General features: G+C 55.4%; 18 protein-coding genes. 1 reads left to right on the top strand and 17 read right to left on the bottom strand.

The features are described from left to right. Positions 1-107: 107 nt before the first annotated feature. From BLR08_RS11075 to cymR, 15 genes are all read right to left on the bottom strand, one after another. Positions 108-2,270: a methyl-accepting chemotaxis protein gene (locus BLR08_RS11075; protein WP_090586062.1), complete on the bottom strand. Its 2,163-nt coding sequence runs from the start codon at positions 2,268-2,270 to the stop codon at positions 108-110. Positions 2,271-2,744: 474 nt separating this feature from the next. Further along, a complete protein-coding gene (locus tag BLR08_RS11070) occupies positions 2,745-4,871 on the bottom strand; it encodes a methyl-accepting chemotaxis protein (protein ID WP_090586079.1) in 2,127 nt (708 codons plus the stop codon). 497 nt (positions 4,872-5,368) lie between these two features. Further along, positions 5,369-6,664, bottom strand: a complete 1,296-nt coding sequence (locus tag BLR08_RS11065; protein WP_072329445.1) for a peptidase U32 family protein — start codon at positions 6,662-6,664, stop codon at positions 5,369-5,371. Between the two features lie 35 nt (positions 6,665-6,699). Next, positions 6,700-7,650 (bottom strand): peptidase U32 family protein, encoded by a 951-nt coding sequence (locus BLR08_RS11060; RefSeq protein ID WP_072329446.1) that lies wholly within the window; start codon positions 7,648-7,650, stop codon positions 6,700-6,702. 54 nt (positions 7,651-7,704) lie between these two features. Next, on the bottom strand, positions 7,705-8,766 hold the full coding sequence (mltG, locus tag BLR08_RS11055) for an endolytic transglycosylase MltG (RefSeq protein ID WP_072329447.1): 1,062 nt from the start codon (positions 8,764-8,766) through the stop codon (positions 7,705-7,707). A gap of 99 nt (positions 8,767-8,865) precedes the next feature. After that, complete coding sequence (locus tag BLR08_RS11050) at positions 8,866-9,177, bottom strand: DUF1292 domain-containing protein (protein WP_072329448.1); 312 nt, start codon at positions 9,175-9,177, stop codon at positions 8,866-8,868. Positions 9,178-9,216: 39 nt separating this feature from the next. Next, positions 9,217-9,555 (bottom strand): DUF1292 domain-containing protein, encoded by a 339-nt coding sequence (locus BLR08_RS11045; protein WP_072329449.1) that lies wholly within the window; start codon positions 9,553-9,555, stop codon positions 9,217-9,219. 6 nt (positions 9,556-9,561) lie between these two features. Next, positions 9,562-9,984 carry a Holliday junction resolvase RuvX gene (ruvX, locus tag BLR08_RS11040; protein ID WP_072329450.1) on the bottom strand — a complete coding sequence of 141 codons (423 nt, stop codon included), beginning with the start codon at positions 9,982-9,984 and terminating at the stop codon, positions 9,562-9,564. 24 nt (positions 9,985-10,008) lie between these two features. Beyond that, positions 10,009-10,272 (bottom strand): IreB family regulatory phosphoprotein, encoded by a 264-nt coding sequence (locus tag BLR08_RS11035; RefSeq protein WP_072329451.1) that lies wholly within the window; start codon positions 10,270-10,272, stop codon positions 10,009-10,011. A 91-nt stretch (positions 10,273-10,363) separates the two neighbouring features. Further along, entirely contained in the window at positions 10,364-12,985 is a 2,622-nt protein-coding gene (gene alaS, locus BLR08_RS11030; protein WP_072329452.1) for an alanine--tRNA ligase, read from the bottom strand. Between the two features lie 583 nt (positions 12,986-13,568). Continuing rightward, on the bottom strand, positions 13,569-14,642 hold the full coding sequence (locus tag BLR08_RS11025) for an AI-2E family transporter (protein ID WP_072329453.1): 1,074 nt from the start codon (positions 14,640-14,642) through the stop codon (positions 13,569-13,571). Positions 14,643-14,864: 222 nt separating this feature from the next. Next, positions 14,865-15,062, bottom strand: coding sequence for a hypothetical protein (locus tag BLR08_RS11020; RefSeq protein WP_014371928.1), 198 nt, complete (start codon positions 15,060-15,062; stop codon positions 14,865-14,867). A gap of 10 nt (positions 15,063-15,072) precedes the next feature. Then, entirely contained in the window at positions 15,073-15,600 is a 528-nt protein-coding gene (locus BLR08_RS11015) for a PRC-barrel domain-containing protein (RefSeq protein ID WP_256328354.1), read from the bottom strand. Between the two features lie 77 nt (positions 15,601-15,677). Continuing rightward, complete coding sequence (locus BLR08_RS11010) at positions 15,678-16,829, bottom strand: cysteine desulfurase family protein (protein ID WP_072329454.1); 1,152 nt, start codon at positions 16,827-16,829, stop codon at positions 15,678-15,680. A gap of 140 nt (positions 16,830-16,969) precedes the next feature. Next, a complete protein-coding gene (cymR, locus tag BLR08_RS11005) occupies positions 16,970-17,392 on the bottom strand; it encodes a cysteine metabolism transcriptional regulator CymR (RefSeq protein WP_072329455.1) in 423 nt (140 codons plus the stop codon). 167 nt (positions 17,393-17,559) lie between these two features. Here cymR and mnmA point away from each other — a divergent pair, with 167 nt between their 5' ends. Next, entirely contained in the window at positions 17,560-18,648 is a 1,089-nt protein-coding gene (gene mnmA / locus BLR08_RS11000) for a tRNA 2-thiouridine(34) synthase MnmA (protein WP_072329485.1), read from the top strand. A 160-nt stretch (positions 18,649-18,808) separates the two neighbouring features. On the opposite strand, the gene BLR08_RS10995 is transcribed toward mnmA, so the two are convergent. Continuing rightward, positions 18,809-20,149, bottom strand: coding sequence for a TrkH family potassium uptake protein (locus tag BLR08_RS10995; RefSeq protein WP_072329456.1), 1,341 nt, complete (start codon positions 20,147-20,149; stop codon positions 18,809-18,811). Between the two features lie 68 nt (positions 20,150-20,217). After that, positions 20,218-21,747: an MDR family MFS transporter gene (locus tag BLR08_RS10990; RefSeq protein ID WP_072329457.1), complete on the bottom strand. Its 1,530-nt coding sequence runs from the start codon at positions 21,745-21,747 to the stop codon at positions 20,218-20,220. Between the last annotated feature and the right edge of the window lie 25 nt (positions 21,748-21,772).

The raw sequence follows: 21,772 nt of genomic DNA, 5'->3' as shown, positions 1-21,772 counted from the left end.
GGCCTGCGGCCTCTTGGTCACCGGACTTCCAGGACGACAAAAAGCAGCGCAGACCCTCATGAAGAGAGCGCTGCGCTGCTTCGAAACCGTCAAGAGATATTGACCTGTTACACGCGAAACTTGGAAAGCGAGTCCTGCAAAGACTTCGACAGTTCCTCCAGCTTGTCCGACAGCTTGACGAGGCCGCCCGATATGTTAAGCTGCTCGGTGCTGAGCGACGCCACCTCCTGGGAAGTCGCCGACGACTCTTCCGCTACCGCGCTGACATTCGTCATCGATTCGCTCAGGACGACCTGAGAGGTTTCCAGTTGGCTGATGGACTCCGTCACGTTGGACAGCCTTGCGATAAATCCGCCCATCTGCTCATCCACCTGCTTGAAGATCGAATCCGCTTCCTTCACCGACGAAATCTGCTCCTGGAAGATCGGATACGCCTGCGACAGCACCTGCACGGTTTCATCGATCTCCTTCTGGATCTTCTCCGTAATCTGACCGACGACGGCGATCGATTGCCGGGATTGGTCCGCCAGCTTGCGGATTTCGTCCGCCACTACCATGAAGCCTTTGCCCGCGGCTCCGGCACGAGCCGCCTCGATCGTCGCATTCAGCGACAAGATGTTTGTCTGCTTCGTCATATTGCCCAGCATATCCAGAATCTTAACGATCGACCGGGTGCTTTCCTTCAGGTTGTCGACCTTCTCCACCATCGAGCGCGTCATCGTTTCGGTTTCATTCGTCTTGCCGATCAGCTCATCCATGTACGCGATCCCCTGCTTACTGGACGCCTGCACCTCGCCTGCGGCCGTGCCCATGATCACATTCGCTTCGACAACCGACTTCATCTGGACGCCGATCGACTGCGTCAGTTCGTTGCCCCGCTCCGACTCCACAGCCAGACTGCTTGCTCCCATCGCAATTTCCTCGGTCGCCACCGCGATATCTTTGGCCGACATCGCCGTCTTCTTCGAGGCATCCGACAGCTCGCCCGCCGTCCCCAGCACCTCCTGAGCCGACCTGTTGGTCTGCTGCACCAGCTGGGTGATCTTCTCCATCATCTGGTTGAAGCTGACGCTGAGCTGACCGATCTCATCTTGTCGCTTGGCCGGCATCCGCACTGTCAGGTTGCCCTGCTCGCCTTCCTTCATCAGATTGCGCAGCTGGATAAGCGGTCTGCCGATCATCCGCGCCAGCATGAACCCGATTACGACCGCGATCAACGCCGCTCCGAATGCCATCGCCACCGTAATGTCGAAAATAACGCTGGCATCCTTCACAAGCTCCTTCACCGGGATAGAACCGATCAGGTTCCAGCCGCTTTTGCCGGACTTGTAATAGACGAGCTGATATTGATCATCCCGGGTTTTAAGCTGTCCAAATTGCTGATCAAGCGCGCCCTTCTCAATATCGAGGTTGCTCGGCTTGGCCAGCAGTAACTTGTCTTCATTATACACATAATTATCGTCTTCCGAGACGATGACCGTGCTGCCTCCGTCGCCCATGCTGATCTGCTTCATCTGCTCGCTCATGACGTCCAGCTTGATTTCGATCAGCACAACGCCGGTAATCTGGCTTGTGTTCAGGCTCTTCAGCACCCGGCCAACAGCAAAGGCGGGAGTTGCCGTACTCGTAACCACGTTCTCATCCAAGAACCCTTTTTCGCTTGTCGCCAGCCATACGACTTGACCGTTTCCATCGACGATCTTTTTGAACCAGTCCTTGTCGCCCCGGCTGCCACCGCCGGGGTTGCCGGTGGAGGAGGTGATAGGCTCGCCCTTTTCAGTCAGCAAATGAACGGCCTTGATGTTTTTATTAGCGAACGCGTACACATTAAGCTTCTCTGTAATAAAGCGAGTGGATTCCAAATAATTATAGCTGCCGCGGTCGACCGCACTCAATTCCACCATCAGCTTACGAAGGTCCTCGTTCAGCATGATCTGCAAGGACAGATCCTCATAAGTGGAGTAAATCAAGTCAAGCTTCTGCCCCGCTTGGATGATCGTTTGCTCGGAGGCGTCGGCAACCTTGGTCTGGATAACGTCTTTGGATTTGGCATAGGAAATCAAACCTACGACCAGAACGAAAAATAAAATACAGAAGAAAAAGATGGCAAATAATTTCGTACCTACCGATTGAAGAGGATTCAAGCGCCCTCCTCCCCTTGCACCACCGGCCGATGAGGCCGTCTCGTTGGAAAGGGAAGCTGATTTCGATTGCAGGTATTTGCCGGCACGCTGCAGGCCGTCAAGCAGTGAAGACCATGTCTTCTTCACAGGAAGCACCACCTAGTTTTGTTAGATTGAACGTATACTACCTAGAATTTTCGATTCTTTACACGTTCTTCATAATTGAGGGTATGTACTCTTTCGACACATTCGGTCATAATCCTTCTTATTTTCCATGAATATACAAGGATTACTTTAGGGCCATCGTCTTAACAAGCTTACACTCCCGCTATAGTTATATCGGCTGAGTCCGCCTGTTTCTAAAGTGAAAAATGTCTCAAACTGAGTCGACACGACTAAATCGAGGTCCTAGCAGCGCCACCTCATACGCCAACCATCCCGGATTGCGGGACAAAGGTGAAGCCCGATGCCGCACGGCAGGCTAAGCCATGGAGCACCGGGCACGGATTATGGATCACGGATATCACGGATGCTTCCCGCATGGAACGGCGGATATTTTGCTGTAGGAACAACAAAACCTGGCCGGCCGCGTCAAGCGGCTAACCAGGTTTTGACTTGCCTTTATATTTGGAATTTCGATAAAGATTCCTTCAAGGAATTGGACAGCTCCTCCAGCTTGTCCGACAGCTTGACGAGGCCGCCCGATATGTTAAGCTGCTCGGTGCTGAGCGACGCCACCTCCTGGGAAGTCGCCGACGACTCTTCCGCTACCGCGCTGACATTCGTCATCGATTCGCTCAGGACGACCTGAGAGGCTTCCAGTTGGCTGATGGACTCCGTCACGTTGGACAGCCTTGCGATAAATCCGCTCATCTGCTCATCCACCTGCTTGAAGATCGAATCCGCTTCCTTCACCGACGAAATCTGCTCCTGGAAGATCGGATACGCCTGCGACAGCACCTGCACGGTTTCGTCGATCTCCTTCTGGATCTTCTCCGTAATTTGACCGACGACGGCGATCGATTGCCGGGATTGGTCCGCCAGCTTGCGGATTTCGTCCGCCACTACCATGAAGCCTTTGCCCGCGGCTCCGGCACGAGCCGCCTCGATCGTCGCATTCAGCGACAAGATGTTTGTCTGCTTCGTCATATTGCCCAGCATATCCAGAATCTTAACGATCGACCGGGTGCTTTCCTTCAGGTTGTCGACCTTCTCCACCATCGAGCGCGTCATCGTTTCGGTTTCATTCGTCTTGCCGATCAGCTCATCCATGTACGCGATCCCCTGCTTACTGGACGCCTGCACCTCGCCTGCGGCCGTGCCCATGATCACATTGGCTTCGACAACCGACTTCATCTGGACGCCGATCGACTGCGTCAGTTCGTTGCCCCGCTCCGATTCCACAGCCAGGCTGCTTGCTCCCATCGCAATTTCCTCGGTCGCCACCGCGATATCTTTGGCCGACATCGCCGTCTTCTTCGAGGCATCCGACAGCTCGCCCGCCGTCCCCAGCACCTCCTGAGCCGACCTGTTGGTCTGCTGCACCAGCTGGGTGATCTTCTCCATCATCTGGTTGAAGCTGACGCTGAGCTGACCGATCTCATCTTGTCGCTTGGCCGGCATCCGCACTGTCAGGTTGCCCTGCTCGCCTTCCTTCATCAGATTGCGCAGCTGGATAAGCGGTCTGCCGATCATCCGCGCCAGCATGAACCCGATTACGACCGCGATCAACGCCGCTCCGAACGCTATTGCAAGCGTCAGATCAAAGATGACGGCCGCATCCTTGACGAGTTCCTTCACCGGCATCAATCCGACTAAAATCCAATTGTTATTCGGCGTTCTGAAGTAAACAAGCTGATTTTGGCCGTCAGACGTTTGGAGCTTATCATGTTCTTTGTCCAAGGCATCCGTCCCAACAGGCAGGGTGCTTGGCTTCGCAACCAAATTTTTGTCGGCATGATAGACGTAATTGCCTTTATCCGAAAGCACAAGGGTGCTGCCGCCTTCGCCCATCTGAATTTGCTTCATCTGGTCGCCGATGACGTCAACCTTGATCTCGATGACAAGAACCCCCGTAATTTCGCTGGTGACCGGATTTTTCAGCAGCCTCCCCAAGGCGAAGGTCGGAGGCGACGATCCTCCCAAATTACTGTCGCCGGCATAGCCCTTTTCCTTCGTTTCCAGCCATACCGCTTGTCCTCCCGCTTTCACGATGTCGCCGAACCATTCCTGATCCGCCTGAATATTCATCCCGAGGGAATTGTTTGTGGAATTGATGCCTTCCCCCTTCTCAGTCATCAGATGAATCGACTGGATGTTTTTGTTGGCAAAGGCATACATATTCAACTGCTCCGTCAACAGCCGCCCCTGCTCCAGAAATTCATAGGAGTTCCGATTCGTCTTCCGTAAACTGCTTGCAAGCCTGCTCAGTTCGTTATTAAGAACGATCTGCATCGACAAATCCTCGTAGCTGGAAAATATAAGACCGAGCTTCTGGCCCGCTTGGATGATTGTCTGCTCCGATGCCTCCGCTACTTTATTCTGAATAACCTCCTTGGAACGGCTGTACGACATCAGCCCCACGGCCAGGACGAAAATAACGATACTGAAGAAAAAAATAGCGAACAGCTTGGTTCCTACCGACTTCATCGGATTAATCCGCATGGAATCGAGGGAATCGGCGACCCTGCGGGCAGCGTGACTGCCTGATGACGATGGATTGGGGCGAGAGGGATCGGAATTGGCCATTACCGAGCCTTTCTCCTGAAAGCGTTGCCATTTTTCTGATAGCGTTTTCTTCACAGGGTACACCACCTATTCTTAAATTGAGCCCCTTGGCTTGGTAATGCGCAGACTGCCTGTGCTCCCATTGCACAAGGTATTCGACATCATTTGGGAAAAATCCTTTTCTTTTCCGCATCCTACGCAAAAATAATTAGTTCTTTGGCCCCACGCCTTCTGCCTTCTGCGCAGAGCAAAAAGAGGCTATCCCTGTGGCAGCGGACAACCTCTTGGCGAAAGACAAGATATGGAGTTGCAGTTTAGGCTCCCGTTCATGGAGGGCAGAGTAACGACGAACGTTCCAGGTAAATTTTATCCGTGGGCCTGGCAGTCGGGAGCGTATTATTCGAATTTCCGCACACATTCCCTCCTTTGACCGCCAGAAGGGAGCGTTTATACGTTTTTCCGCACACATTCCCTACGTTCAGCCGCCAATCAGGCGCACAGCTTGAAGCTTGGCCCGCTTACTTTCCCTTGCCCATTTTCTTCCTCATCATATCAAACGGACGGACAGGGGCCGCCACCTTCATCCGGATCGGCTGCAGCGGGTGCCTGGCCGCGTCCAGCTGTTGGCCGGCCTCATCATAAATATCCGGCACCGTCTGCTTGAAGAACGTGCCGCCGGGACCGAAAAACTCGATCTCCTGGCCGGGCTTGAAGTGGTTGCGCTGCTGGACGAGCGCTGTACCGTTCTCAGCATCGTAATCCAGAACGACACCAACGAAATCATAAGGCGCCGCCTTGTCCTCCGGCTCGAAAATATGATCCTCGTGGCCCGGACGATCATAGAAAAAGCCCGTGTTCAGCGGACGATTCGCCGCCTTCTGAATCTCATAGAGCCATTCGGGCTTCAATTCGTAATTCACCGGGTCGGCAAAATAAGCGTCAATGGCCTGCCGGTAGGCATTCACCACCGTAGCTACGTAATGAACGCTTTTCATCCGTCCTTCGATCTTGAAGCTGTCGACGCCCGAACGGATCAGCTCCGGCACATGTTCGATCATGCACAAATCTTTGGAGCTCATCGAGAAGGGGTTGTCGCCCTCCTGGAAAAGCGGCAGCTCCTTAATTCCGATCTGCGGACCGGCAAGCTCCTCCTCCGTCGTGAACAGATCGTATTTCCACCGACAGGACTGCGAGCAGCCGCCGCGGTTGGAATCCCGGTCCGTGAAATGGTTGGACAGCACGCAGCGGCCCGAATAGGAGCTGCACATCGCCCCGTGCACGAACACCTCGATCTCCATCTCGACGCTGCGCTTGATCTCTTCGATCTCTTCCATGCTGACCTCCCGGGCGAGCACGACGCGGTCGACGCCGTCCTCCTTCCAGAACTGCACCGCCTGGCGATTCATCGTGGACTGCTGCGTGCTCAAGTGAATTTCCAGCTTGGGCGCTACGCGGCGGCAGGTCTCGATAATAATCGGATCGGCGACAATGATCGCATGAACGCCAGCGTCTTGAATCCCCCGCAAGTAATCCTCCAGGCCCGCCAAATCCTCGTTATGAGCATATATATTCGTTGCGACAAATACTTTGGCTCCGTACTTCTCGGCAAACTCCACGCCCTCGCGCATCTCCTCGAACGTGAAATTATCCGCATTCGAGCGTAAACCATACTGTTGTCCGCCGATATAGACGGCATCCGCCCCGTAATGGACGGCGAACTTCAGCTTCTCCAGGCTGCCCGCAGGCGCCAGCAGCTCAGGCTTCTCCAGTCTGATCCGCTTGCCGAGCAGGGCTTGCTGCTCCATCGTAGTCATGTTAGACGCTCACCTCTCTCCTTGTTGCCACTCTCTTAATAAACCTGCTCTTTAAAGAAAAATCCGTACGACAACTCGCGTCTCGGGTCCTGCAGCTCGCGGATGGCGTCCAGCAGGCTTTCATCGAACGCATACCCGGCCGGATCAGCCGTATAGGCATCTATCGCCCGGCGGTAGCTGCGCAGCACCGTTTCGTTATATGCGACCGGCTTCAGCAGCGATTCGATCTTCAAGCTGTCGATGCCGCCTTCCATCAGCTCATGCAGACTGTCCAGCATACAGATATCGTCGGAGCTCATGATATGGGTCCCGTTCATATCCTCATAGACAGGGTATCGCTCATTTTGCCGCTCCTGCTCGATCAGAAACAAACCTTGATCGACACATGCCTTCAGCACCTCATCCGACGTCAATACGCGGCTTTGGCCCTGATGGTTATTATAGTTCGTCAGCAGACTGCGCTTGGAATGATAAATATTCGTGATGCCGTGAACCTGCACCTGAACCTCCATATCCGGCAGCAGACGCTTGATTTCCAGCGTTTCCTCCAGGTTCAGCTCGCGGGCCAGCACCATCCGGGTGGCTCCCTTTGTGCCCCAATATTTGGCCGTGGCGTAGTTGGTCGAGGTCATCTCGGCGTTCCAGTGCAGGCCAATGCCTGGCGCCGCTTCCCGGGCCGCGATCAGCACGGCGGGATCGCCGAACACGAGCGCATCGACCTGCAGACGATGCAGCTCTTTCAGATACGCTTGCAGCTCTTCCAGCTGCTCGTTGCTGAACAGATTATTGACTGCAGCATATAGCTTCACTCCCCGCTCACGCAGCCAGGGAGCCAGCTTCTCCAGCTCGCTGACGGTGATCTCGCCCGGCAGACGCAATCCGAAGCGGTGCTCGCCGACCACTATCGCATCCGCCCCGGCTTCCACATATCGCTTGGCTTCCTCAGGTGTACCCGCTGCTATCAACAATTCCGGCTTAGTCGTCATTCCGACACCTCTTGTTCCTAAGAATTCCGGTCCGCCCGACTCTCGTCAAGGTCGTCAAGGCGCGGCCGTCTTGTTGCTCTCCGCAATATTTTTCTTATGCTCCTCGAAGGTTTCCGCGAACAGGTGCTTGCGGCTCCCGTCTTTTTTCGTGACATAGAAAAGATAAGTCGTCTCTTGCGGATAGATCGCCGCCTGGATGGAAGCAATCGACGGGCTTGCGATCGGCCCCGGCGGCAGGCCGCGGTTCAAGTACGTATTGTACGGACTGTCCACCTGCAGGTCCTTCTCATATAACCTTTCCTTCTGCTTGTCGAATAAATATTGAATCGTCGCATCGATCTCCAGCTGCTTATTTTGCTTCAGCCGGTTATGGATGACTCCGCTGACCAAAGCCCGTTCTTCGGGGATCGCTACCTCGCGCTCTATCAGCGAAGCCACTGTCAGCGTCTGGTGCAGCGTAAGCCCCCGGGCTTCCATCGCCTGTCTCCACCCCTGCGGAAGCTCCTGCAGCCGTTTGTCGAGCTGTGCCGTCATGGTAGCGATCAGCTCGTCCGGGCTCGCATCCTTTTTCCACTCATACGTGTCGGGATATAAGTAGCCCTCCAAGCGCGCCTTCAGATTCGGATTCGCCGGGATTCCGGCAGCCGCCGAACCGGCAGGTGCGACAAACTTGGCCGCCGCAGCCTCGAATGCGGCGGGGTCCATGCCGGACTGCTGCAGCTTCTCCGCAATCTGTCTGAACGTGAAGCCTTCCGGCACGGTCAGCCGAAGGCCGGCCTCCTTGGCCGTCTCCCCGCGGTTCAGCTTGGCGATGATCTCATCCGGGGTCAGTCCCGGCTGCATGTCATACTCTCCTGCCTGAAAACGTCCGCCTTCTCCCTTGTACTTGACGTAATATGTGAACAGCCGCGCGTCGCGCACAAGCCCCTTCCGCTGCAGCTCATGCGCCAGCTCGCCCACTCCCGTGCCTGCCGGGAGCGCCACCCTGACCGGCGTGTCCGAAGGCAGGGTCGGCGAGAGCGCGCGGCTGATATACAGCGCAACGCCGACCGTCAAGCCGGCGGCCAAACAAATAATCAGTAAAAGTCCGCTAATCCAAACCCGTTTACGCGTCATAGTCTCACACGGGCGCTTCCAGCGCCGCTCCTTTCTCCAAACAAACGAAAAAGAGCGGATCATCTCCGCTCATAAGCTGTTCATGGTCAAATGGCAGGCTTATATGGTTTCATCCGGCGGAAACGTCCATTCGTCGAAAAGCTCCGAGACATCTTCCCACTCGTCGTCATCTTCGATCGTCTCCAGCTCCAGCTCACCATCGCCCTTGCTCGCGACGCGAAAAATTTCCGGTTCATCCTCTTTGCCCGGCTTGGCCTTCTCCAGCATGGCGTAGCCATGGCCGTTCCACTCAAGCTCGGTCACGATGCGATATACGACGGACTCCTGCTGCTCGTCATATAAAATAATATCATCTCCGTACGCATCCCGCAACTGGCGCGTCGGAGCAGCTTCCCGTGCCGAATCGGACATGGGCTTCCTCCTTCAGATCAAGCGGAGAAGCCGAAGTGGTTACTTCGACTGCTCCTCCTCTTCTTCATCCTCTTCCCCGTCGAACTCATCCATCAGGGTATTAAAGGTTTCTTCCACGATGTTCCATTCTTCCTCATCTTCGATCGTGTACAGCTGGAGGTCATCCCCATCTTCCTCATAGCGGAAGGCGTACACTTCCTCGGACTCTTCGTCCGCATCGACTGGAACAACCATCATGTACTTCTTGTCCGAGTCGTCTACCTCGAACTTCATGATCACTTCGAATTCTTCCTCGTTGCCGTCTTCGTCTGGAATAAAAATAATTTCCGGTTCCTCTTCCAATTGGTCCTGAATGTCGTTATGTTCCTTTTGGGACATGGTCCTTCACCTCTTCGATTTGGAATGTGCATCCATATAATTTTGCAGGATCAAGGCGGCGGCCATCTTATCGACGACCAGCTTCCGTTTCCTGCGGCTGACATCCGCCTCAAGCAGCGTGCGCTGGGCCGAGACGGTAGTCAGTCGTTCATCCCACAGATGCACCGGCAGCTGCAGCCTCTCGTGAAGGCTCCGGGAGAACTCGATGCAAAGCTCTCCGCGCGGGCCGATCGTGTTGTTCATATTTTTCGGCAGGCCGACGACAACTTCCGAAACTTCATACTCACGGATAATGTCCTGCAGTCGGCCCAAATCGCGTTCCTCGGTCGTGCGCCGGATAACCTCCAGCCCTTGAGCCGTCCAGCCGAGCGCATCGCTGACCGCAACCCCGATCGTCTTGTCCCCGTAATCCAATCCCATCAACCGCATGGCGTTCCAGTCCCGTCCGTCGCTTTATGACTTGTACTGCTTCAGATACGAACGGACGAGTTCCTCGATCAGTTCGTCACGCTCCCGTTTGCGAATGATGCTCCGGGCGTTATCATGACGGGGGATGTAGGCCGGATCTCCGGAGAGCAAGTAACCGACGATCTGGTTAATCGGATTATACCCTTTTTCCTGCAGCGCGTCATATACCGCCAGAATGACTTCTTTGGGCGAGGTTTCGATCTCTTCCGCTTTCACGTTGAATTTCATCGTTTTATCCATCGAACTCATCTTGCGAAGCACCCCCTGCAATTCGTTGTATTCACCTTATTCGCCATCAGGCAACAAATTCCTCTTGACAAGCGAACATTTACCCAAACATTTATTTGGATGCGAGCAAAGCTTCTACGCTGCCGAGCGCCTCGGTCAGCTTGGAAGCGTCCTTGCCGCCCGCCTGCGCCATATCCGGCCGTCCGCCGCCGCTGCCGCCGCATGCCGCTGCCACTTCCTTGATAAGCTTGCCGGCATGGTAGCCTTGGCCTACCAGATCCGCTGTCACAGCTGCGACCAGGTTGACCTTGCCTTCGGCGGCTGCCCCAAGTACGATGACCGCGGAGCCAAGCTTCTGCTTCATCTGGTCGACAATCGTACGAAGCGTCTCCATGTCGCCTGTGCTTACCTCTGCCGCGAGCAGCGTGACGCCGCCTACCGACTTCACCTGATCGGTCAGAGAGCCTGCTTCCACGCTGGACAGCTTCGCCTTGAGCGACTCGTTTTCTCTCGACAGCTCCTTGAGCTGTGTGAATAAGCCTTCGACACGCTTCGGCACGTCCTGAATATTCGACTTCAGCAAGCCTGCGGCATCGCGCAGCAGCTGCAGCTGATCGTCCAAATATTGATAAGCGCCTCTGCCCGTCGCAGCTTCAATCCGGCGCACGCCCGATCCGATACCCGACTCGCTGATGATCTTGAACAGGCCGATCTGCCCGGTGCTTGCCACATGGCAGCCGCCGCACAGCTCCAGGCTGTAATCGCCGACGCGCACGACGCGGACCACCTCGCCGTATTTCTCGCCGAACAGCGCCATCGCCCCCAGCGCCTTCGCTTCCGCAATCGGCTTAAGCGTGATGTCCACGGCCAGGTTTTTCCACACCTGCGCATTGACCCGGCGTTCCACCTCTTGCAGCTCCTCGGGAGAAATGCCGCCGAAATGCGAGAAGTCGAACCGCAGCCGCTCCGGAGCCACCAGCGAGCCGGCTTGGTTGACATGTTCGCCAAGCACTTCCTTGAGCGCCTTGTGAAGCAGATGGGTAGCGGTATGGTTCTTGATAATATCCTCGCGCACGTCCTGGGTAACGACGGCCTGCACTTCTTCCCCCGTACGCAGCACGCCCGCTTCGACTCGCACGGTATGCACATGCTGGCCGTGAGGCGCTTTGCCGACTTCCTCGACCTTCAGGACGAGTTCGCCCGCCCTCATGTAGCCGTGGTCGCTGACTTGGCCGCCGCTTTCCGCATAGAACGGCGTACGGTCCAGAATGACCTGGCATTGCTCGCCGGTTCCGACAAGATCGACGAACCGCTGCTCATGCACGATCGCAATAATCTTAGCAGTTGTTACCAGCTCAGTATATCCAACAAACTCGCTTTTAACCGTATACTCGGCCAAAGGACCGCCTTGCACCTTCATGCCGCCCTCGTCCTGGCGGGCTGCGCGGGCGCGTTCCCGCTGCTCCTGCATCGCTGCGTCGAATCCGGCACGGTCGACCGTCAAGCCCTGCTCAGCAGCAAAATCCTCTGTCAGATCGAACGGGAAGCCGTACGTATCATACAGCTTGAACGCATCCGGTCCGCTGATCGACGTCAGACCCGCCTGGCGCGCCTTTTCGGTCAGATCGGCCAAAATCGCAAGTCCGCCGCCCAGCGTCTCATGGAACCGCTCTTCTTCCGTACGGATGACCTTCTCAATGAACTCGCGCTTCTCCACCACTTCGGGATAGTAGCTGCCCATGATTTCGCCGACGATGCCGGTCAGCGTGTACAGGAACGGCTTGTCCATGCCGAGCACCTTGCCGTAGCGGACTGCCCGCCGCAGCAGACGGCGGATGATGTAGCCGCGGCCCTCGTTGGACGGCAGCACGCCGTCGCCCACGGAGAAAGCTACGGTCCGGATATGATCCGCGATCACCTTCAGCGCCACGTCGGCATCCGCATTCTGCTTGTACGTAACGCCCGCCAGCTCGGCCGTCTTCTGGATGATCGGCTGGAACAGATCGGTGTCGAAGTTCGAGTCGACATCCTGCAGAATCGACGCAAACCGCTCCAGACCTGCGCCCGTATCGATATTCTTGTTAGGAAGCGGCGTATAGCTGCCGTCCTTGTTATGATTGAACTGCGAGAATACGAGGTTCCACACTTCGAGGAAGCGCTCGTTTTCGCCGCCCGGCCAGCATTCGGGATCGTTTAGATCGCCGTATTTGTCGCCGCGGTCGTAGAAAATTTCCGTACATGGTCCGCACGGACCTTCGCCGATATCCCAGAAGTTCTCATCCAGCTTGTAGATGCGTTCCTCCGGAAGGCCGATCTTCTTGTTCCAGAAATCGAAAGCTTCCGTATCCTCGGGATATACCGTGACAGACAGACGGTTCGGATCGAAGCCGATCCATTCCTTGCTGGTCAAAAATTCCCACGCCCAGGTAATCGCCTCTTCTTTGAAGTAATCGCCGATCGAGAAGTTCCCGAGCATCTCGAAAAACGTATGATGGCGGCGGGTTTTTCCTACGTTCTCAATATCGTTGGTGCGGATGCATTTCTGGGAGTTGGCGATGCGCGGATTCTCCGGCACGACTCGGCCGTCAAAATAAGGCTTCAGCGGCGCCATCCCCGCATTGATCCAAAGCAGCGACGGATCGTTGTGAGGAACGAGCGGAGCGCTCGGTTCGATGTTATGTCCCTTGCTTTCAAAAAAACTCAACCATTTAGAGCGGATTTCACTGGCTTTCACTTGCTAATAACCCCCTTCAATTGGTATGAAACGGAAAACGACAAAAAACCGCCCCTGAAAACAGGGACGATTGAATTGAATCGCGGTACCACCCTGGTTATCGCGCCTGCAGGCTACCGACGCTTGGAAGCGCAGGAATGCCGGGCACAATCTCCTTTTGCCGGATATTAACGGGTCCGGGGCCGGCGGAGTTTATCCGCACTCGGAAATGAGCTTTCGGTTATCCTTCATCAGGAAGGCTCTCGCAGCGGGGTCGACCTGACAGCATCCTAGTCCGGCTCTATGCCGTTCGTGGCGAATCCTGTGCCGCGCCCCAAGCCTTCTCTCTGGCTAATGGACTACAACCTACTGAATTTCTTCGACGCTTTTTGACTATAGTCAATGGTTCTTATACCGGCAAATTATACCGCTGTCAAGCAGGGGCTGTCAACTGGACGCTCCCTCACAATAATGTAATACCTCGGCGCAAAACTTCCGAGCCGCCATCAAAACTCAGCGTTCGCTTCATTCCTCGCCCCTGGATTGGCGCGTAATGCCTGCTTGCAACATGCGCCTTAGAACGTGCGGAGCCAGTATGCCGGCCTCAATGCACCGTCCGTCTATGCACATAATATAGGAACAAATGCTGCAAAATCACCTTCATCACGGCAAAAAACGGCACCGCCAAAATCAATCCCGCTATGCCGGCCACCTCGCCCCCGACCAGCAGCGCAAATATGATAAACAGCGGATGCATCTTGAGCGATCGGCCTACCACCTGGGGAGAGATGACATTGCCCTCAAGAATTTGGCAGACGGTGTTGACCACGATAACCAGCAGCACCATCTTGATCGAGATGGTCGACGCGACGATCAGGGCAGGCGCAGCTCCGAGAAACGGCCCTAGATAGGGGATAATGTTAAATACCGCTACGATGCTGGCCAGCAGCAGCGCATACGGCATCCCGATCGCCCAATAGCCGATATAGGCCAGTACGCCGATAATGACGCAAACGGTAAATTGGCCCCGGATGTAGTTGCCGAGCGCCGTGTCGATATCCATCAGCATGGATACAATTTCTTTGCGATGCGTCTTCGGCACGATAGCCAGCGTCGTCTTCTCCAGCAGTTGAAAGTCTTTCAGCATATAGAAGGAGACGAACGGTATGATGAAAATCATAAACAGCGCATTGATCGTGTTGCCGATGCCGTCAATATAGTTGGCTATGCCTGCCGAAATGCCCGCCTCCAGCTTGGACAGCGACTGGTTGATCCCAATTCGCACGCTGTCGGGCAGGAACTGCAAGCCGTTCAAATTGTCCACCAGGCTTTGCGCCCGAAACGACACGTCAGGCATATGTTGATTCAACTCCGCCAGCTGCTTCACGAACATGGGAATCACATTCATGAGAATAACCGTCATCGACATAATGAACATGGCATAGATCAGCAATACGGCGATCGTACGGGGAACGCGGCGCGCGCCCAGCAGCGATACCACCGGATTCAATACGTAAGAGATGATAAGAGCTATGATGAACGGGGTCAGAATTTCTCTGAGAAACACATAAACGCCCGAGATCATCGGACGAAGCTGCATAAGCAGCAGCAGGATGGCGAGTCCGATCAGCACATAGATCATGCCCAGCAGGACGCGGTTTCTTGGCAGTTTGTCCATGAATTTCTCCTCCTAGCGCAGCGCCGCATCGGCAGCGGCGGGTTACCCATAAGACAGTATATGTACAACCCTTGGATATTAACCCATCGTTTTGCTCATGCTGCGTCCGTCAGCTGTCCATTCGTCCTCTCGTACGCCTGCAGACGGCAAAAAACGCCGCTAATCGGCAAGCGCTTGTCGCTTACCGAGGCGGCGTTCATATTCGGTTAACTATGTCATTCGTTAATTGGCATGCACTTGCGGCATTTCCTCTTCGAAGAAAAGATCGTCCAGCGAGCTGAGCGTGCCATCTTCCTCAACCTGGAATACAGACATTTTCTCCCCGTTCACCGTCAGTTCGATGAAGCAGCCCCAGCAATAAAATTGATGCGAGCCGATTTTGCCGATATCTTTGGAGTTGCAATTTGGACAACGTAACATTGGTATCACCCTATTCTTCTTTTGGTACGAAGATTTCCTCCAATGCCTCGCTTGCGTGAACGGGAACAATCAAGGCATCCTCGCCGACCTTCACCGAGTCCGGCATTGGCAACCACTTGCGCCCTTCTTTGAGATCTGAAATGAAACCCTCGGTTACTTCATAACCTATTACTTTCCTACCCGATTCCCCATCCAAATAAACATCGTCAACGAACCCGAGCTGGTTTCCGTTAACGGTTAATAAGGGTAATCCTTTGATGCGGCGGCTGCCGCCGAGCAGCAATCTCCACGACTCCTCCGCTTCGAGCGGCTTGATCAGATCCTCGCGCTCGATCGTCACGGCATCGTCGCCGATTGCTACAACACCTTCCCATTCGACGCAGTTCGCCTCCTGGAACCAGTGTCCATCGCTGAGTATGAAAGCACGAACCTGCCACTCGTCGTCGAGCAGCACATCCTTGATTGCGCCTACCTGCTTACCGGTCTGCACACAAATCACGGGCAACCCGATTACATCTCGCGTTCGCTTCAACAACATTCTCTCCATTTCCGGATCGGAGCCATAAACCGAGGAGCAGCCCTGCAGGTAGCCCGAACACGAGCATATGAAAAGACTTAAGTCTTAGTACGTAAGCGCCGGGCGATGGTTTCAACAATCTGAGCGGTGCGGACCATCTGAGCTTCATCGTTGCCGGCGCCCAGGCTGAACCGGATAGCCGAGATTGCTCTGGATTCCGGCAGCTTCATGGCCCTCAGCACATGGGACACTTCCAGCGAGCCCGATGTGCAAGCCGATCCGCTGGCGGCGGCGACTCCCGCAAGATCCAGATTCATCAGCATCGTCTCCGTGGCGATTCCCGGAAAGCTAATATTCAGAATGTGGGGCAGCCGGTGAACCGGATGACCGTTAATTATGAAGCTTTCCTTCCCAAGCCGCTGCTCCAGCTCATTAACCAGTATACCCGCTAGTCTTTCCACATTCTCCCTGTGTTCATACCTCTTCCGGTCAAAAAGTTCCAACGCTTTGGCAAATCCGACGATACCGGGAATATTCTCCGTACCGGGACGGCGCTTGCGCTCTTGCGAGCCGCCGTAGCTCTGCGCCGCTAACTTTGTTGTCCTGGCTATATACAACGCGCCGATCCCTTTGGGACCGTTAAGCTTGTGCGCGGAAAAGCTCATTAAATCGACCGGCAGCTCCGAAAGACGCAGAGGCATATATGCAAGCGATTGAACGGCATCGACGTGAAATACGATACCCCGCTCGCGCGCGAAGCTTCCGATCTCCTCGATCGGCTGCAGCGTGCCTACTTCGTTGTTGCCGTGCATGACGCTGATCAATATCGTATCCGGCCTGACGGCATCGCGGATATCCGCAGCCGATACTCGTCCGTGCTCGTCGACCGGCACATAGGTCACTTCGTAGCCAAGCCGTTCCAGCCGCTGGCAAGCATGCAGGACTGCATGATGCTCGACCGTTGTTGTCACCATATGCCTGCCCTTGTCCCTGCCGGCTTCAGCGGCGCCGAACAAGGCAAGATTGTCGCTCTCCGTGCCGCCGGACGTGAACACCAGCTCCGAAGGCATACAGCCGATTCGAGCGGCGATGCCGTCCCGAGCTTGATTCAAAGCGAGCTTTGCCGCCCGGCCCGCCCCATGCATGCTGGAGGCGTTGCCGAAGCTGCCGCTCCAATAAGGCAGCATAGCCTCTAGGACATCCGGGTGAACCGGAGTCGTAGCGGCATGATCCAAATAAATCGTGTCCAATTGAATTCACCACACTCATTCTTACATATCATCATTTACACGCATGTCATCGTTGGCCTGCAGCCTGTAATAAAAATAAAGCCGTTAAGCCCTAAATAACCCCACATCGTGGGGCTATGGCTTAGAACCGATCCGGAAACTCAGATATAGAACATGTAGCTATCGCTCTTATTACCCTCATCCTTGAAGTTGATCAGGTCGTGCAGAGAGGTCGAATCCAGCACCTCCGCGATCCCATCGCGTATGCGCACCCACAGATGCCGCTTGGCCGGATCGTCTTCTTCCGTGAAGTCCACAGGTGAGATAGGCCCTTCCAATACCCGAATCACATCGCCGGCGGAAATATCTTCCGGATTTTTCGAAAGGATGTAGCCCCCATAAGCGCCGCGAATGCTCTTGACCAACCCGGCATTACGCAGCGGGGCAACCAATTGCTCTAGATAATGCTCGGAAAGCTGATGCTTCTCCGCGATGCTTTTCAGTGAGGTGGGGCCTTCTCCGAAACGGGTCGCCAGCTCCATCATGATGGTCAGCCCGTAGCGGCCTTTAGTAGAAATTTTCAAGTCTAGCACCTCATTTACATATCATACATTTTCGTATCTTTTCTATCGTAACATAAAACCGTTTTCGATGGGAGACTAACCGTGTCATATTCATGAAAAAATTTTATATTCCGACCGATTAGATGTATAATAACAACCATGTCATCAAGCAAAGCGAGGGAAAACTTATGAGCAAACCACGTATTGTCCTCGGGATGTCCGGCGGCGTCGATTCATCCGTCTCGGCGCTCCTGTTGAAGGAACAGGGCTACGAGGTGATCGGCGTATTTATGAAAAATTGGGACGATACCGACGAATTCGGCCACTGCACGGCGGAGGAAGACGCCGAGGATGTGCGCCGCGTCTGCGATCAGATCGGTATTCCTTATTATACGGTCAATTTTGAGAAACCATACATGGATAAGGTATTCGCCTACTTCCTTGACGAATACCGCAAGGGCCGGACTCCCAACCCCGATGTCATGTGCAACCGGGAGATTAAGTTCGGCGAGTTCCTGAACAAAGCGCTTGAGCTGGGGGCGGATTATATCGCTACCGGCCACTACGCCCGCGTGGGGCAAACGGACGGCAAGTTCCAACTGCTGCGCGGCGTGGATGCCGGGAAGGATCAAACCTACTTTCTCCATGCGCTCAATCAATACCAGCTGTCCAAAGCCATGTTCCCGATCGGCCATCTGCCAAAGCCCGAGGTGCGGGCGATCGCCGAGAAGGCCGGTCTTGCAACAGCGAAGAAAAAGGACAGCACAGGAGTCTGCTTCATCGGCGAGCGCAACTTCAAGGAGTTTCTCAGCGGTTATTTGCCGGCCAAGCCAGGCGATATGCAGACGCTGGACGGCGAAGTCAAAGGCCGGCACGACGGGCTGATGTACTATACGCTCGGCCAGCGCCAGGGCCTCGGCATCGGCGGCTCCGGCAGCGGCGAGCCGTGGTTCGTCGCCGGCAAGGATTTGGAGCGCAACATTTTGTACGTCGTTCAGGGCGAGAAGCATCCCGAGCTGTATTCGACAGGGCTGCTCGCCTCCGAGCTGAACTGGATCGCCGGCGAGCCGCCGCAGGAGCCCTTCCGCTGTACGGCCAAGTTCCGTTACCGCCAGCCGGATCAAGGCGTGACTATTCATTTCGGATCGGGCGGGAACTGCGAAGTCGCCTTTGACCAGCCGCAGAAGGCGATTACGCCGGGACAGTCCGTTGTGTTCTACGACGGCGACATCTGCTTGGGCGGAGCCGTGATCGATCGGATGCTTAAGGCTGAATAGCGTTTTGAGCGCTCTCTCCATTCGGCGCAAACAGCACCACAACCTATAGAAACGCAAAAGAAACCGTCGGAATGAATCGGATTCCAACGGTTTCTTTGTCGTAAATTATTTCCCGGGCTATAACGGAGCCGTTGACGAGGCGAAAGCCCGAGAGTCCGGGTCAGCCGATCGTCAGCTTGCCCTCCGGATACCGGAAAGGCTCCTTCTTCGGATTCGGCTGCAGCGCATAAGCCAGCGTTACGATGCCGACACGGCCAATATACATCATGATGATGATGATCACCTTGCCTCCCGTCGTCAGCTCCGTTGTCAGCCCTGCGCTCAGGCCGACTGTGCCGAATGCCGACACGGCTTCAAACAAAATGATAAGAAAATCCTGCTGCTGGACGGCCGACAGCGCCATCGTTGAAGCTACAACACAAAATAAACCAATAAAGCAGAACGTCGTTGCCTTGTAAATGTCGCTTTTAGCGATGCGGTGGCGGAAAAGCACCACATCCTCCTTCCCCCGGATCATCGCCAGCAGGGCTCCGACCAGAATAACGAAGGTCGTCAGCTTGATGCCGCCGCCGGTCGAATTGGGAGCCGCACCGATAAACATCATGATGATCATCAAAAACATGGTCGCGGAGCGAAGCTGGGAAATATCGACCGTGTTGACGCCGGCCGAGCGGAGACTGATCGATTGAAACAGCGAGGCGAGCAGCCTGCCGTCCCATTCGAGCGCCCCCAAGGTCCGCGTGTTCGTAAACTCGAAAATAAAAATAAGCAGCGCGCCTACAAGCGTCAGCACCGCCGTGGCCGACAGCACCACTTTGCTGTGCAGCGACAGCTTGCGCGAATGCCGGTAATCCACCAGCTCGGCCAAGACGATAAACCCGATGCTCCCAAGCAGAATCAGCAGCATCGATACGACGTTGATCCCCCAGTCTTCCACATAAGGAGTCAAATTCCGAGACCCGCCAAGCAGCTCGAAGCCTGCATTGTTGAAGATGGAGATCGCATGGAACACGCCATAGTAGATGGCCTGGGGCAGCGGCATCTCGAAGGACCAGCGATAGCTGAAGTAAAGCGCCGCCACGCCTTCGATCGTAGCCGAATACAGCAGCACCTTCAGAATGAGCCGCACGACTCCTTCGATGCCCGACAGATTAAGCGACTCCTTCAAAATGATCCGGTCGCGCAGCGAGATCCGCTTGCGCAGCGCGATCGCGAACCACGTCACCGTCGTCATAAACCCGAGTCCGCCGAGCTGAATCAGCGCCAGAATGACCAGCTGGCCGAATGTCGAATAAAAAGTTCCGGTATCGACAATGGCAAGCCCCGTGACACAGGTTGCCGAGGTCGCCGTGAACAAGGCATCGATAAACGGCGTATGCCTGCCGCTCTGTGCGGCGGCAGGAAGCGACAGCAGCAGCGTGCCGATCGCAATAATAAGCGCAAATCCCAGCGCGAAGACGCGCGGCGGGGTCACCTTGAATCCTTTGAATAGACGGGCCAACGCTTACCCAACTCCCTGCTCTCATACTGAATCGTTAGAGCAAGTATATCATGTCCGCAGAAAATTCGTTACTCTGCCTTGGCGGCGGCCCGCGGCTGAGGCTTCATCCGGTCCGCCCCCATAGTCAGCGAAAAAACGAATGCCAGCGCAGCCGGAACAACTGCCCACATAAATGCATGGGTTATCGAAGCGGACAGCGCCCCGGTAATCGTCTCCAGCACAGGAGCCGGGATAGCTGCGCGCGCTTCCGGTGACAGGAGGGCCCGCGGATCACTCGACAACCCGCCGCCAGGCGTACCGCTGCCTGCTCCAAAGCTCTCTCCCATCCGGGCGGCAAAAGCATTGCGCTGGATCAGACCGTAGATCGTAATGCCGAGCGTCATCCCGAGCGTCCGGACGAAGGACATCGTCGAGCTGGCCGAGCCCCGCCGGGTCTCGTCGAACGGATGCATCGCCGCCATCCCCAGCGTCGAGAAGGAAGCGCCTACGCCAAGTCCGACCAGAATCATGTAGACGGTGAGCAGCCACCGCGGTGTAGCGGCCGATATCGTGGCAAGCAGCGCCATGCTGACAATGAACAGCAGCGAAAACGCGATCATGACGCCGCGGTAGCTCATTTTGCCCGAGCCGGCCAGAAAACCCCCGACCTGGGCCGTTACGACCGTCCCGAGCATCATCGGCAGCAGGATCAAGCCGGAGTTCGTGGCCGATCCGCCGTATACGCCCTGGATAAAGATCGGGATATACACAGTTGCCACGATGAAGGCGATTCCGAAGAACAGCCCCACCAGATTGCTGCCCGCATACAGCTTGCTGCGGAACATATCGAAGGAGATGATCGGCTCCTCCGCCCGTCTTTCGATCAGCACGAAGGCCGCAAACAGCACAACAAAGCCGCCGAACAAGCCGATGATCTGCGCGGAATCCCAGGCGTAGGTATGCCCTCCCAGCTCCAGACCGAACATTAGACAGACGATTGCCCCGACCAGCGCCGCCGCGCCGAGCCAGTCGATTTTTTGCCGCGCGTGGATCAGCGACTCCTTGTAGAAGAACATAATGCAGCCCAGGGAAAGCAGGCCAATCGGCAGATTGATGTAAAAGATCCAGTGCCAGCTGATGTAGTCGGTGATATAAGCGCCCAGCAGCGGACCGAATATGCTCGACATCCCGAACACGGCCCCGAACAAGCCAGATATTTGACCGCGCTTCTCCGGCGGAAATACGTCGAAAATAATCGTGAATGCGATCGGCATCAAGGCCCCGCCGCCGATCCCTTGAATGGCCCGGTACATGCTGAGCTGTTCGATGCTCTGCGCCGTGCCGCATAAGACCGACCCGATCAGAAACACAATCATGCCAAAGACAAAAAAACGCTTGCGGCCATACATATCGGACAGCTTGCCGAAGATCGGCATCCCGGCCATCTCCGCTACCATGTAGGCGCTCGTCACCCAGACAAACTTGTCGAGCCCTCCCATATCCGCCACGATTGTTCCCATAGCCGTAGCGACGATCGTGTTATCCATCGCTGCGGTCAAGATGCCAAGCATCAGACCAGCCACTACAAAACCCAAATGACGCTGTCCGGCGTTTGCCATAAAGACTCTCCGTTCTTTTAAAATT

Source organism: Paenibacillus sp. cl123, from assembly GCF_900101595.1.
In the GTDB taxonomy this organism is placed as follows: Bacteria; Bacillota; Bacilli; order Paenibacillales; family NBRC-103111; genus Paenibacillus_G.
This window is presented reverse-complemented; position numbering and strand designations above follow the sequence as displayed.

Coding starts and splice junctions, on each gene's coding strand:
- BLR08_RS11025 (WP_072329453.1), bottom strand. CDS start 14,642: ATGGACAAACTGCCAAGAAACCGCGTCCTGCTGGGCATGATCTATGTG.
- BLR08_RS11070 (WP_090586079.1), bottom strand. CDS start 4,871: ATGGCCAATTCCGATCCCTCTCGCCCCAATCCATCGTCATCAGGCAGT.
- BLR08_RS11035 (WP_072329451.1), bottom strand. CDS start 10,272: ATGAGTTCGATGGATAAAACGATGAAATTCAACGTGAAAGCGGAAGAG.
- BLR08_RS11045 (WP_072329449.1), bottom strand. CDS start 9,555: ATGTCCCAAAAGGAACATAACGACATTCAGGACCAATTGGAAGAGGAA.
- BLR08_RS11050 (WP_072329448.1), bottom strand. CDS start 9,177: ATGTCCGATTCGGCACGGGAAGCTGCTCCGACGCGCCAGTTGCGGGAT.
- BLR08_RS11065 (WP_072329445.1), bottom strand. CDS start 6,664: ATGACTACGATGGAGCAGCAAGCCCTGCTCGGCAAGCGGATCAGACTG.
- BLR08_RS11060 (WP_072329446.1), bottom strand. CDS start 7,650: ATGACGACTAAGCCGGAATTGTTGATAGCAGCGGGTACACCTGAGGAA.
- BLR08_RS10990 (WP_072329457.1), bottom strand. CDS start 21,747: ATGGCAAACGCCGGACAGCGTCATTTGGGTTTTGTAGTGGCTGGTCTG.
- ruvX (WP_072329450.1), bottom strand. CDS start 9,984: ATGCGGTTGATGGGATTGGATTACGGGGACAAGACGATCGGGGTTGCG.
- BLR08_RS11015 (WP_256328354.1), bottom strand. CDS start 15,600: ATGTTGTTGAAGCGAACGCGAGATGTAATCGGGTTGCCCGTGATTTGT.
- BLR08_RS11020 (WP_014371928.1), bottom strand. CDS start 15,062: ATGTTACGTTGTCCAAATTGCAACTCCAAAGATATCGGCAAAATCGGC.
- mnmA (WP_072329485.1), top strand. CDS start 17,560: ATGAGCAAACCACGTATTGTCCTCGGGATGTCCGGCGGCGTCGATTCA.
- mltG (WP_072329447.1), bottom strand. CDS start 8,766: ATGACGCGTAAACGGGTTTGGATTAGCGGACTTTTACTGATTATTTGT.